The sequence below is a fragment of the Moorena sp. SIO3H5 genome (genome assembly GCF_010692395.1).
Classification (GTDB): domain Bacteria; phylum Cyanobacteriota; class Cyanobacteriia; order Cyanobacteriales; family Coleofasciculaceae; genus Moorena.
In genome coordinates, this window is record NZ_JAAHHS010000229.1 from 1 (window position 1) to 12,307 (window position 12,307).

At 42.5% G+C, this 12,307-nt stretch carries 13 protein-coding genes; 9 read left to right on the forward strand and 4 right to left on the reverse strand.

Annotation, left to right across the window (positions count from 1 at the left end; all coding sequences use genetic code 11):
• Positions 1–92 precede the first annotated feature (92 nt).
• Both F6K52_RS22300 and F6K52_RS22305 read left to right on the forward strand, forming a co-directional pair.
• A complete protein-coding gene (locus tag F6K52_RS22300; RefSeq protein ID WP_293082798.1) occupies positions 93–299 on the forward strand; it encodes a hypothetical protein in 207 nt (68 codons plus the stop codon).
• A 66-nt stretch (positions 300–365) separates the two neighbouring features.
• Positions 366–671: a hypothetical protein gene (locus tag F6K52_RS22305; protein WP_293082801.1), complete on the forward strand. Its 306-nt coding sequence runs from the start codon at positions 366–368 to the stop codon at positions 669–671.
• A 13-nt stretch (positions 672–684) separates the two neighbouring features.
• Here F6K52_RS22305 and rsmH read toward each other — a convergent pair whose 3' ends face one another.
• Positions 685–1,599, reverse strand: a complete 915-nt coding sequence (rsmH, locus tag F6K52_RS22310) for a 16S rRNA (cytosine(1402)-N(4))-methyltransferase RsmH (protein WP_293082804.1) — start codon at positions 1,597–1,599, stop codon at positions 685–687.
• A gap of 339 nt (positions 1,600–1,938) precedes the next feature.
• Between rsmH and F6K52_RS22315 the strand changes: the two genes are divergently transcribed.
• The 7 genes from F6K52_RS22315 to F6K52_RS22345 all read left to right on the forward strand — a co-directional run bounded on the left by F6K52_RS22315 (position 1,939) and on the right by F6K52_RS22345 (position 8,777).
• The gene (locus F6K52_RS22315; RefSeq protein ID WP_293082807.1) at positions 1,939–2,259 is read left to right on the forward strand and encodes a hypothetical protein; all 321 of its coding nucleotides are present in this window, start codon (positions 1,939–1,941) and stop codon (positions 2,257–2,259) included.
• A 138-nt stretch (positions 2,260–2,397) separates the two neighbouring features.
• On the forward strand, positions 2,398–2,532 hold the full coding sequence (locus tag F6K52_RS22320; protein WP_293082809.1) for a hypothetical protein: 135 nt from the start codon (positions 2,398–2,400) through the stop codon (positions 2,530–2,532).
• Positions 2,533–2,574: 42 nt separating this feature from the next.
• Positions 2,575–4,638, forward strand: coding sequence for a dynamin family protein (locus F6K52_RS22325; protein WP_364419112.1), 2,064 nt, complete (start codon positions 2,575–2,577; stop codon positions 4,636–4,638).
• A 491-nt stretch (positions 4,639–5,129) separates the two neighbouring features.
• A complete protein-coding gene (locus tag F6K52_RS22330) occupies positions 5,130–5,297 on the forward strand; it encodes a hypothetical protein (RefSeq protein WP_293082815.1) in 168 nt (55 codons plus the stop codon).
• Between the two features lie 136 nt (positions 5,298–5,433).
• On the forward strand, positions 5,434–7,512 hold the full coding sequence (locus F6K52_RS22335; RefSeq protein WP_293082818.1) for a dynamin family protein: 2,079 nt from the start codon (positions 5,434–5,436) through the stop codon (positions 7,510–7,512).
• Between the two features lie 442 nt (positions 7,513–7,954).
• On the forward strand, positions 7,955–8,308 hold the full coding sequence (locus F6K52_RS22340; protein WP_293082820.1) for a hypothetical protein: 354 nt from the start codon (positions 7,955–7,957) through the stop codon (positions 8,306–8,308).
• A gap of 169 nt (positions 8,309–8,477) precedes the next feature.
• Positions 8,478–8,777, forward strand: a complete 300-nt coding sequence (locus tag F6K52_RS22345; RefSeq protein ID WP_293082823.1) for a hypothetical protein — start codon at positions 8,478–8,480, stop codon at positions 8,775–8,777.
• A gap of 12 nt (positions 8,778–8,789) precedes the next feature.
• Here F6K52_RS22345 and F6K52_RS22350 read toward each other — a convergent pair whose 3' ends face one another.
• The 3 genes from F6K52_RS22350 to F6K52_RS22360 all read right to left on the reverse strand — a co-directional run bounded on the left by F6K52_RS22350 (position 8,790) and on the right by F6K52_RS22360 (position 11,924).
• Complete coding sequence (locus F6K52_RS22350) at positions 8,790–9,572, reverse strand: ABC transporter ATP-binding protein (RefSeq protein ID WP_293082826.1); 783 nt, start codon at positions 9,570–9,572, stop codon at positions 8,790–8,792.
• 264 nt (positions 9,573–9,836) lie between these two features.
• Positions 9,837–10,676 carry an ABC transporter permease gene (locus F6K52_RS22355; RefSeq protein ID WP_293082829.1) on the reverse strand — a complete coding sequence of 280 codons (840 nt, stop codon included), beginning with the start codon at positions 10,674–10,676 and terminating at the stop codon, positions 9,837–9,839.
• A gap of 189 nt (positions 10,677–10,865) precedes the next feature.
• On the reverse strand, positions 10,866–11,924 hold the full coding sequence (locus F6K52_RS22360; RefSeq protein WP_293082832.1) for an ABC transporter substrate-binding protein: 1,059 nt from the start codon (positions 11,922–11,924) through the stop codon (positions 10,866–10,868).
• Between the last annotated feature and the right edge of the window lie 383 nt (positions 11,925–12,307).

The following is a 12,307-nucleotide window of genomic DNA, read 5'->3' on the forward strand; positions in this document are numbered from 1 at the left end:
TATCCCTTTGTCTGTTTAATTTTTAAAGACCATTACCCGCATTGCTACCAGTAGTAGTTTAACTGGAGGGAGTGGAGAGATGATGTAATCGGGTGACAACCCTAGGTCGCTCGATCGCTTTTATCATACTGTTTGCCTCAATTCTTCTCCCCGATTCCCGATTCCCGATTCCCGATTCCCAATTCCCAATTCCCGATTCCCAATTCCCGATTCCCGATTCCCGATTCCCGATTCCCGACTCCCGATTCCCGATTCCCGATTCCGAATTCCCAATTTCCGACAACTGCCCGGAAGTCTAATCCCTAAACATCAGGAAATCAGACCAATGGAGCTGTATTTAGTTTTAGATTCACAAAAAACTCACTATGATGAAACCAGTTAAATCCATGAATGAACTAGTAGAACGGGTATCTAAAGATCCAGAACTTGCAGAAGAAATCAAGAGAGACCCAGTAGAAACTATCCGTAGGCTTGGTCCACCTCTAGAAACAGACCGTTGGATTTACCGGATTGTGGTCAGTGCCTTGGGCGGTACCATGCTGGTAACTGTCACAGGTGCCATCGGACTAGCTGTGGCGGGTAAGGATGTTCCTGATATCCTGGTGGGGATTGGCACTGGTTCCTTGGGTTCCTTGGCTGGACTGTTAGCACCAGCCCCATCCCGAGACTAGAGGGCTGAGTGGATCACTCTTGAATGCTCAGCTCTCGTCGCTCTGCAAATCTGAGCTTAGCGGAGCGAGCACGAGGATTATGCTGGATTTCTTCAGCTTGTGCTACAGTTGGCTTTTTGGTTAGCACTCGCAATAGTGAGCAATTCGTTGACAACTCCCGGAATTTGTGCTTAACAATCCGGTCTTCCAAGCTGTGAAAACTGATAATTCCAAGTCTTCCTCCTGGTTTAAGCCAATGGGGGGCAATGTCGAGAAAGCTTTCGAGGCTCTCGAGTTCCTGGTTGACCACAATCCTTAGGGCTTGAAACACCCGAGTCGCTGGGTGAATCCTGCCATAGCGGTATTTCGGGGGAACACAAGATGCGATCGCATTGGCTAATTCAGTGGTTGTCTGAAACGGACGCTTCTCTACAATCCGGCGTGCCATCCGCCGGGATAACCGTTCTTCCCCATACTTATAAAAAACATCCGCTAGCCGTACTTCACTCCAATTATTAATAATATCCTTTGCCGTCAGAGACTGGCTCTGGTCCATCCGCATATCTAACTGAGCAGCATGGCGAAAACTAAAGCCTCGCTCTGGTAAATCTAGCTGAGCTGAACTGACGCCTAAATCCGCAATAATACCATCAAATACCCTATCATTAGCCTGATATTCTGCAAAATTTCCATGCCAGAAATTAACTCTTCCGCCATAACTGGCTAACCTGGTCTTGGCGGCTGCGATCGCATTAGCATCCCGGTCAATAGCTGTAACCTCCACATCCGGTGCTGCTGCTAAAATTAACTTAGTGTGTCCACCACCACCCACAGTTGCATCCAAGTAATGACCACCAGGGCAGATAGCTAGTCCCTCAATTAATTCCTGACTCAATACGGACACATGGAAAAAGGGTGTTGTATTGGCCTGTAATGGTTCAGTTTCCATGTGATTCAAGAAATCCTAAGTAAGTCCTGAGGAGATTAGACCTTCTGCTGTTAATCAGACCAGATGGTCCGGGCACTCTATAACTGTAACCTATTAACTGTAACCTCTCTAGTTGTGAAAAGTGACAAGTCTTACTCAGCACGCTTAGTGAAAGGAGGTTTTCGTAAAAACTATAGCCTTTATCATACTTATGAGCTATATTGACTCAATTTAGAATTGCTATAGTAGCTAAAGACTAATCATAAAACTACCCCTGTGGGTACTGTCAAGCCATTACAGAAGCATCAGACTAGATTTGTCAGTCAAGCAGTAAATTTGCAGTCAACTAAGGAAAATCTGATGAATTCCAAAGAACAAAAATCTAAAGACTTTGAGCTTCGAGAACGAGAACTCCAGCAACGGGAGCGAGACCTTCGACTCCGGGAAATCGAAACGGAAATTTATAAAGAAGAACAACAATTTCATCAAACCCAGAAGCATCAAAAAACTGAAGGTAAACTAAAAAAATGGGGCAGAAAGCTAGCTAGATTGGGCAAATATTTGGCCGTTGTAATTGCTGTTGTTATAACCATTAGAATTGCTTATTGGCTTGCTATCGTCATGATCGTTGGAGGACTTGCCTGGTTAGGATACGAAATTTTCTGGAAAGATGACGATTGAATAACAAAACCAAAATGCAATAAGGTTAAATGAATCAATTTTCAATCCTAAAATATTTAAACAGTAACTAATTCCAGAATATCATAAATTTTTCTAATAAATACTTATCAAGTATATTCTAGGGATTATAAATTAATTGTGATAAGTTTTCTTCCCTGTTACCTTTTCCCTACTCCCTACTCCCTACTCCCTATTCCCTGTTCCCTGTTCCCTGTTCCCTGTTCCCTACTCCCTACTCCCTACTCCCTGTTCCCTTTTCCCTTTTCCCTTTGAAACCATTAATTAGCTAATACCAAACTAAAGATGAGGACTAAAATGGAAACTACAAATTTTCTCCATGAACTCGATCGCGTTGCCAGAGTTCGTGCTGAAATCGCCACTAATTTAAATCAAATCAAGAACACTCTTGAGCAATCGGAATCCGCAGGGGAGAATAATTCCGGTAAATTAGGCTTAGATAGAGATATTGAAGATATCTATAAACTCAGTAAAAATTTACAGCAGGGGCGATTCCGGCTACTAGTGTTAGGGGATATGAAGCGGGGAAAAAGTACATTTCTCAATGCCTTAATTGGTGAGAACTTACTGCCCAGTGATGTCAATCCTTGTACAGCTTTGCTGACGGTTTTACGCTATGGTGCTCAAAAGAAGGTTACAGTGTACTTTAATGATGAGACACTACCCGAAGAAATTGATTTAGAAAGTTTTAAGCATCGCTATACCATCGACCCTGATGAAGCGAAGCGACTACAACAAGAGGAGAAGCTAGCGTTTCCTAATGTTAGTCATGCTGTAGTGGAGTATCCCTTACCGTTGCTAGAAAAAGGGATTGAAATTGTAGATAGTCCAGGACTAAATGATACGGAAGCGCGCAATCAGTTATCCCTCAGTTACATTAATAATTGTCACGCTATCCTGTTTGTCCTCAAAGCAACTCAGCCCTGTACTCTGGAAGAACGTCGTTATATCGAAAATTATCTTAAAGGTCGGGGATTAACGGTTTTCTTTTTAATTAATGCTTGGGATGAGATTCGTAAGGGATTGATTGACCCGGAAGACTCGGAAGAACTGGCAGCAGCTGAGGAAAAAGTCCGTCAAGTATTTCAAGCTAACCTGATGGATTATTTTCAGGTAGAGCCACAGACTTATCAGAAACGAGTCTTTGAAATTTCTTCATTGATGGCCTTGCGTCGGCGGGTTAAAAATTCCGAGGATTCTCTTGAAGGAACGGGATTTCCTGAATTGATGGCAGCACTTAATTCATTTTTAACCAAAGAACGTGCGATCGCAGAAATGCGCCAAGCTAAAATCTTATCCCAGCAAGTCTATAACCATGTCCATGAAGCGATTGAACGGCGGATTCCATTGCTAGATCAGGATGTTAATCAGTTGAAACAGCAGATTAACGAAGTCGCACCGGAATTTGAGAAACTGACGGAAATTCGCGATCAATTTCAGGAAGAAATCCGAATTACCCGTAACCGTACAGCAAAAGCTGTCGCTAATTCCTTTCGGGACTATATTTTGAATTTAGGTAATACCTTTGAATCGGACTTTGTCCGCTATCAGCCAGATTTAGGCTTTCTGGATTTCCTGCAACAGGGGAAACGGGATGAGTTTAATGCAGCATTTAAGCGAGCCTTTGAACGGTACATTAACGAAAAGATTTCGGCTTGGGAAGTCACCGCTGAGCAAGACATAAGTGAAGCGTTTTTAGAACTAGCTAGGAGTGCCGCTAATTATGGTGCAATCTATGGTAAGATAGCCGATACCATGACTGAAAAGTTAATTGGGAAAAAGGTTTACCCCAATACCACTATGGATTCATCAGAAACTTCACCAACCTGGGCCAGTTGGGCGATGGGATTTTTATCCTTGGCTTCAGGTAATGTTGCTGGTGTGTTTCTAGCTGGTGCTGGTTTGGATTGGAAAAATATTCTGGTCAATTGGTTTGCAGTCTTGGGAATTACTGGCTTTTTATTGATTTTTACAACAACATTTATAGGACCAATAGGTGTGGCTCTGATGGGTCTAGGGGTTGGAGCTTTCCAAGCTGATCAAGCTCGCAAGGAATTAATTAAAGCTACTAAGAAAGAGTTGGTAAACTATTTGCCCCAATTGGCTGAGGAGCAATGGCAACCAATTAATGATGCGGTCAACGAGTGTTTTGATGATTATGAACGGGAGGTAATTAAACGATTAAATGATGACATTAAATCCCGGAAGGCTGAGTTGGATAATTTGGTAGAGCAAAAAGAGTCTAATCAAGTTAATCGCGAGACTGAGTTAAAGCGTCTGAGAAGTTTGGATGCTGACGTATTGTCTAAGGTTAATGGTATTGAATCCGTTTATGGCTACTTGCTATCAGCTCCAATGTAAGCATTCAAGGGAGTAGGGAGTAGGGAGTAGGGAGTAGGGAGTAGGGAGTAGGAGCATGTCACCTTTATAATTAGGTATATAGATCCCCCCTAACCCCCCTTAAAAAAGGGGGGAATTAGATTAAAAAGTCCCCCTTATTAAGGGGGATTTAGGGGGATCTAAATCAGAGATTAACAAAAGTTACATGCTCCCCTAAGTAGGGAGTAGGGATTAGGAGCATGTCACCTTTATAATTAGGTATATAGATCCCCCCTAACCCCCCTTAAAAAAGGGGGGAATTAGATTAAAAAGTCCCCCTTTAGATTAAAAAGTCCCCCTTATTAAGGGGGATTTAGGGGGATCTAAATCAGGGATTAACAAAAGTTACATGCTCCCCTAGGTAGTAGAGAGTCGGAAGTGTTGAAACCATTAATTAGCTAAACTCAAAGTATAGCATTTCTAAATAGATCATGAAGCTAATTTAGCATAACACCAAAAACTCCTCCGATATCTTGAGTACTATTCCCTATTCCCTATTCCCTGTTCCCTATTCCCTGTTCCCTGTCTTGATGCAGTCGCTCATGGGGGAAACCCCCAAGACCGCGCTGCATCGCTTTGTCTATCAACCCTATCTTTACATCTCAACTATAAATACTATAGCGTTTGTATTTGAGATGTAAACCTAGAAGGTCTTTTTTTATTGTCCAATAAAACTCCGGATATCTTGCCCCTATTGCCTATTGCCTATTGCCTATTGCCTATTGCCTTTTTTTACAATACGTGTGTTAACAACCTAAATACAAACGCTATATAACTATGAGTGCTAAAATCGAAACCACAAATTTTCTCAATGATCTCGATCGAGTTGCCACGGTGCGTGGTGAAATAGCTGGTTACTTGAGTCACATCAGTGCCATACTGGAACAATCGGAATCCGCAGGGGAGAATAATTCCGGTAAATTAGGTTTGGATAGAGATATTGAAGATATTTCTAAAGCTAGTAAAAATTTATACCAGGGGCGATTCCGACTACTAGTATTAGGGGATATGAAGCGGGGAAAAAGTACATTTCTCAATGCCTTAATTGGTGAGAATTTACTCCCCAGTGATGTCAATCCTTGTACAGCGTTGCTGACAGTTTTACGCTATGGTGCTCAAAAGAAGGTGACAGTGTACTTTAATGATGACACAGCACCGGAAGAAATTGATTTTAAATCCTTTAAGCATCGCTATACCATCGATCCAGCTGAAGCTAAGCGACTAGAACAACAGAAGAAGCTAGCGTTTCCCAATGTTAGTCATGCCATCGTGGAGTATCCCTTACCATTGCTAGAAAAAGGGATTGAAATTGTAGATAGTCCAGGACTGAATGATACGGAAGCGCGCAATGAGTTATCCCTAGGTTACATTAATAATTGTCACGCTATCCTGTTTGTGCTCAGAGCAACTCAGCCCTGTACTTTAGGGGAACGTCGTTATCTAGAAAATTATCTAAAAGACCGGGGATTAACGGTTTTCTTTCTAATTAATGCTTGGGACCAGATTCGGGAAAGTTTGATTGACCCCGATGATACAGAAGAATTAGAAGAAGCTGAAGATAGACTGCGGCGAGTATTTCAGGCTAACTTGGCAGACTATTGTCAGGTAGATGGCTATGATATCTATGATGAACGAGTGTTTGAAATATCAGCAATTAATGCCCTGCGCAAGCGAGTTAAAAATCCAGAGGTGTCTCTTGATGGCACAGGGTTTCCAGAGTTTATGGGAGCACTCAATACATTTTTAACTAAGGAACGAGCCATTTCTGAATTACGACAAGCGAGAACCTTAGCCCGTCAAGGAAGTAACCATGTTCATGAAGCTATTGAACGTCGCATCCCCTTGCTAGAGCAAGATTTAAATGAATTGAAGGAACGGATTAATTCCGTTGAACCAGAATTTAATAAACTCAAGGATATTGGTGAACAATTCAAGGATGAAATTAAAACTGTTCGTGATAATAAAGCGAAAGCGATCGCAGATTCCTTTCGTACCTATGTTTTAAATTTAGGCAATACCTTTGAATCGGATTTTTTACACTATCAACCTGAACTCCGATTTATGGATTTCTTGAGTACAGGCAAACGAGAAGCCTTTGAATCCGAGTTGAGAAAGGGCTTTGAACGGTATATTAATGATAAATTATCAGAGTGGAGTAAGACGGCTGAAAAAGAAATGGATGCTGCCTTTGCTCAGCTATCTCGCAGTGCAGTAACCTACGGTGCTTCCTATACTAAAGTAACGGATAAAATTAATCAAAAGTTAACCGGACAAACCGTAAGACCGGTGAGCAGCTACACTACAGAAGATAACGCTCCCGCTTGGGCAAAATGGGCAGCAGGATTATTTTCCTTAGCTAGGGGTAATCTAGCAGGAGTCGCTATGGCTGGAGCTGGTTTCGATTGGAAAAATATTGTGCTGAATTTCATCACAGTGATGGGAATTGGTGGCATCATTACCTATGTTTCTGGGATTGCTCTCGGACCAGTGGGTCTAGCCTTATTAGGATTAGGAGTTGGAGTCGTGCAAGCCGATCAAGCTCGTAAGGAATTGGTGAAAGCAGCTAGAAAAGAGTTGGTGAAATATTTACCTGAGGTAGCACAAGAGCAATGGCAACCAATTTATGATGCTATCAAAGAATGTTTTGATGTGTATGAGCAGGAAGTAACTGAGCGCATGGATGATGATATTAAGGCTCGCAAAGGGGAATTAGATAATTTAATGAAGCAAAAGGAATCTCGTGAAATTAATCGGGAGCAAGAATTAGCTCGCTTGAAACAGTTAGAGGCTGATGTCACCTCCCAAGCCCAAAAGGTTGAGAGCGCTTATCAGAATTTTGTGAATGCGATCGCTTAACCTTCTAGTAAGCATTCAGCTATCAGCCGTCAGTAGTCAGTGGTCAGCGGTCAGCCGTTGGCTTTTGGCACCTCAAGTAGCGCATTAGCTGATAGCTTACCCTTCTACGGTTGTTCGTTAATTGAATAAAAAAATTGAATAAAAAATCATAACAGTTGAAGGTTGACAGTTAACAGTTAATTGTCAACCTTCAACTTTAAATTTTAAACTTTAAACAAAACAACCTTTAACCTTGGCCTTTCGGCCACGCTACGCGAACAATCTTTAACCTTGGCCTTTCGGCCACGCTACGCGAACAACCTTTAACCTTTAACTCTCTACTCCCTGCTCCCTACTCCCTATTCCCTATTCCCTTGACTCTATATAATTTTCAACGCCAAATTGGCGAAACATTTTTGGCAGTAATAGTAATAATAAAAAAACACCTTAAGCAGACATAAAAATGAAAATTGAAGATTTAGAGTTTACGGAACAAACAACAACCGAGACAGAGCAGATTAAAGGAGCAATTGTTCCACTGCTCGCATCAGCTGGAATTGGCGCTGCATCAGGAGCAGCGTTTCAGGTCGCATCCAACGCTATTGCTGGGAAACCCCTAGGTGATGGTGTTTTCCAAGCAGCAGCAGGAGGTGCAGTTACAGGAATGTTTAGTCCAGTTTCTACCATTTGGAAACCGATAAAAATGGCTCAACCATGGATACAAGGCTATCGACGAGGCATTGACCCAAAGTCAGTTTGGCGTCCGATTGTCGGTGGAGGTGCCGGTGGATTACTCCATGGAGCCTTAAGTCATTAACAGGTTTTGTAAGTATTTTTTTGTCTGCGGGGTGTGATTATTCGTCAGTCAAAAGGTCAAAATTTAGTAAGGGTGTACAGCTGTGCGCCCTTACAACTTTCTAGCAATACCGGCAATAAGTAATGGGTAAGGATACTAAGGGAGGATGGGAGCATGAGGAGTATATATCATGTCATTTGGTAAAAGGTTATTAAAAAGATTATTGCGAAGATTATTAATTGGAGGAACTGCAGGTTTGCTTGTGGTAGTGTTATTAGATATTTTGGCTTATCCTCTGTATCATCAAGAGCCAACTTCTCTAAATTGGTTTGAGCAAACCTTGATTAAAGTAGATTACCAAGCAGCAGCACTACAGGAAGACATGGTTACTTATTTAGTAATCGCAGTACAGGATGGGATTCGGCTAATGATTGCAGTATGTCTATCCCTGACTCTAGTTGAAACTGTGGTGATAAAAAGAAAAGGTTGAGTCTTATTTAATTTATCGTTTGCTGTTACTGCGCAAAGCTTGAATTACCTGCCGTTTCAGTTCTACAAATTCCAGGGTTAGCTTTGTATCCAGAGTACGAACAGCGGGTAAATCAATCATAATCTTATCCCGGATACAACCGGGATGAGCTCCCATCACATAGATACCCTGGGATAAGAACACTGCTTCTTCCACATCATGGGTAATCATCAAAACAGTAATATGGGTCTTCTCCCAAAGTCCAAGGAAGAATTCCTGCAATTCCTCCTTAGTTTGGGCATCTAAGGCTCCAAAGGGCTCATCCATCAACAGCACTTCCGGTTCATTAGCCAACGCTCGTGCGATCGCAACCCGCTGTTTCATCCCCCCTGACAGCTGTTTGGGGTAGGCATTAGCAAAGCGGCTTAGACCGATTACATCCAAATAGTAAGCAATTCGTTCTTGGGATTCCCCCTTAGGCAATCGTTGTAACCTCAGACCAAAGCCGATATTATCAGCAATCGTTAACCAGGGAAATAGGGTATAGTTCTGAAAGACCATGCCCCGATCCCGACCAGGACCTAAAACCACCTCACCATCTACCTTTACATGTCCTTTAGAGGGAGGAATTAGTCCAGCGATAATATTGAGCAAGGTTGATTTGCCGCAGCCAGAGGGTCCAACTATACAGACAAATTCATTCGCTTCAAGATCGATATTAATATCCTTTAGCACTACCAATTCTTCCCGTCGGTGGCGAAAACTTTTGGAAAGATTGCACACCTGTAGCTTAGGCAAATTGTGATTATTGGTCATTTTTAAATAACCTTGAACATAATAACCTTGTCAGCTATCAGCTATCAGCTATCAGCTATCAGCTATCAGCTATCAGCTATCAGCTATCAGCTATCAGCTATCAGCTATCAGCTATCAGCTGAATACTTATCATTCAACTTTATTAAACCTTAAAGCTTCAACCTGATTAACCCTTAAACCTTAAAGCTTCAACCTGATTAACCCTTAAACCTTAAACCTTAAACCTTAAACCTTAAACCTTCTTCAACCTTCAACCTTAAACCTTTAACGCTCAACAAATTGCTCCGACCAAGGAACACTTAAGCGAAAAAGCAACCTAAACCCAAAATCCAGCATCAACCCAATTAGTCCAATCACTAAAATACAAAAGAGCACTTTATCGGTCTCTAGGAATCGTTGAAAATAGATAATTTTGAAGCCCAAACCATTTTCAGCAGCAATTAATTCCGCAATCACCAGAAAGTTCCAGGCACCAGCAACATTAACCCGCATCGTATCAATAATATTTGGTAGAGTTGCTGGTAGAATCACTCGAAATAATACATCAACCCGATTCGCCCCCAAAGTGTAAGCTACATTGAGCATTTCATCAGGGATAAATTTGACAGCATCAGCAATCATTATCGCGTTGTAGAACACAATTCCCAAGAAAATAATAATGATCTTTGCGGTTTCCCCTAACCCTGCCCACAGAACAATTAGGGGCATAAACGCTGCCACTGGCATATAGCGTACAATACCGACAATCGTACCAAACAAGCTCTCCATGCTGTAGAATGTCCCCATGGCAATGCCAATGGGAATACCAACTACTGCCGCAAACAGAAAACCAACTAGCACACGGGTGAAACTGGCGATAATATCAGTCAGTAACTGCTCTTCTGTCAACATCTTCCAGCCAGCTTTCAGGACAACCATCGGACTTGGCAAGAATCTTGGGTCTACTAATTCTTGATAGCTTAGGAAGATCCAAACTAGCAGGGGTACTACTAAGGCAATGATGGTGAGAAAGATACTGAGCCAGCCAGGAAAGCCCTGACGGATACTCCAAAATACGGATGGTCGTAGGTAACGTTTGCGGGGAGAAGATATAGGTGGTGGCACAGGGGTCTTAACTGAGAGCAGATTTACTTAATGTTTCGGCGTTGCGTCAGTCTTCGAATGAATATAAGTAGAGTGGGCATCCTGCCCGCGCGAAAATAAGGAGGAAACTGGCAAGATGCCAGTTCTACGCAAGATGCCAGTTCTACAAAACTCTTAAAATCATTCCATTATTAAGCAACGCCAATTTTTCTATGTTTCTAAAGCAGCTTTAACAAATTTCGGTTCCATAAATTGCTCCATATCAGGAATAGTATCAATCTTGCCTTGCTTTGCCAAAAACCTCGCCACATCCATCAACGACTCCAGTAAGTAGGAATCACTCTGCTTATTTCCTAGCATCTCCAGATTGGCACGAGCATCTGGGAGACTAATCCCTTTTAGATCAGCAGCTAGGGCATCCGGCTCAATTTTCAACTCTTTAGCTGCGATCGCTAACCCTTCCGATGGATGTTGATTGAGAAACCCTAGTCCTTTGAAAACCCCTTTGACAAAGGCTTCCACCGCCTCTGGGTTGGCTTCGATATACTCAGTGGCAAACAGATAAACATCAGTAATCGCTGTTGGTATTTGGGACGAGTCATAGATAATGCGTCCATCAGGTTGAGCCAAGTTAGCCTGTTTTAGGAATGGTGCATAGGTAACAGCAATGTCCACATTCCCCACCTGGTAAGCTGCTGCTGCTCCCGCTGGATCCACATTCACCAACGTAACATCAGCTTCACTCAACCCAACTGCTGTGAGTACTTTTAGTAGAAAGAAATGGCTAACTGCCCCTTTTTCAACCGCAATCTTCTTACCCTTAAAGTCCTTAATGCTACTAATACTGTTGCGGGCTAAGATGCCATCCCCACCAACGGAGTTATCCTCTACCAAAACAATGCGATAGTCTTTGTCCTTAGTTGCCAATAAGACTGCTTCAGACGTTACAGGGGCAATAGCATCCAGTTTTCCTGCTAAAAAGGCAGAGATATAATCCGGATTATACCCAAAGGTTTTCAGGTCAACCCTTAGCCCCAGTTCCTCAAAGAAGCCTTTTTTGAGCGCAATCAAAAGAGGAGTCAAACCAATCCAAGTGGTCACCCCTAGAGAGAAAGACATCGATGGGCTAGGCTTAGCATTACCCAAGTCATTCCCAGAAGATGTTTGCTTTGGGGGAGTACATGCCCCCAGGATAACGGTGCTGGATGCAAATATTAGCCATTGCAGAGTTTGGCGTCTTGACCACAAATTGAGTCTTTGTAGAACCATATCATCTTCCGTTATATCCGTTACATGGGTTAACCCATCCGTTTCCAGTTAACTTTTCTCTGAAGACGGTATATAAAATAACATTTTTTGATTTTTTTGGGGTGATGGGTTGCACCCCTCATTATTTGTGTTATATTTAGATCAGTAGATGCACCCTGATGATTAAGAGAGCCGCAGTTGTGACTCTCTTCTTTTTTTTTAGGGTCACAGGGGGAGAGTAAATCGCCCTTGGGTCGCACCTGTGGAATGGGCATCTTGCGTAGAAGCGATGCAGCGCGGTCTTGGGGGTTTCCCCCATGAGCGACTGCATCAAGACACTGGCATCTTGCGTAGAACTGGCATCTTGCGTAGAACTGGCATCTTGCGTAGAACTGGCATCTTGA